This window comes from Siccibacter colletis (genome assembly GCF_000696575.1).
Classification (GTDB): domain Bacteria; phylum Pseudomonadota; class Gammaproteobacteria; order Enterobacterales; family Enterobacteriaceae; genus Siccibacter; species Siccibacter colletis.
Genome location: NZ_JMSQ01000040.1, coordinates 1 through 593, shown reverse-complemented (window position 1 = coordinate 593; position 593 = coordinate 1). Strand labels below are relative to the sequence as shown.

The 593-nt window shown below is 49.2% G+C and carries 1 tRNA gene and 1 rRNA gene; both read right to left on the bottom strand.

Features of this window, described 5'->3' with window-relative positions:
• Positions 1-282 precede the first annotated feature (282 nt).
• Positions 283-358, bottom strand: a tRNA-Glu gene (locus tag ET34_RS0120695).
• Positions 359-437: 79 nt separating this feature from the next.
• Positions 438-593, bottom strand: a 16S ribosomal RNA gene (locus ET34_RS0120690); the annotation flags it as partial.

Sequence of the window (593 nt, the reverse complement as noted above, 5' to 3'; positions counted from 1 at the left end):
CACGTCCTTCATCGCCTCTGACTGCCAGGGCATCCACCGTGTACGCTTAGTCGCTTAACCTCACAACCCGAAGATGTTTCCTGAGATTCATCGTCGTGCTGTAAGTATTTGAGAGACTCGAACACACCTTTTTCTGTTCTTGTTTACGGAGAACAGAAACAGTGTGTCGTTTCAATTTTCAGCTTGTTCCGGATTGTTAAAGAGCAAATATCTCAAACGTGACTTGAAAGTCAGTTTTGAGATATTGTGGCCGCGCACCTTTCACTTGCGTTACCAAGCAGGTGGCGTCCCTTAGGGGATTCGAACCCCTGTTACCGCCGTGAAAGGGCGGTGTCCTGGGCCTCTAGACGAAAGGGACTTATCTTTCGCAGACACCCTGCTTCTTACTTTTCTATCAGACAATCTGTGTGAGCACTGCGGAGTTGTATCTTTTAAGGTAAGGAGGTGATCCAACCGCAGGTTCCCCTACGGTTACCTTGTTACGACTTCACCCCAGTCATGAATCACAAAGTGGTAAGCGCCCTCCCGAAGGTTAAGCTACCTACTTCTTTTGCAACCCACTCCCATGGTGTGACGGGCGGTGTGTACAAGGC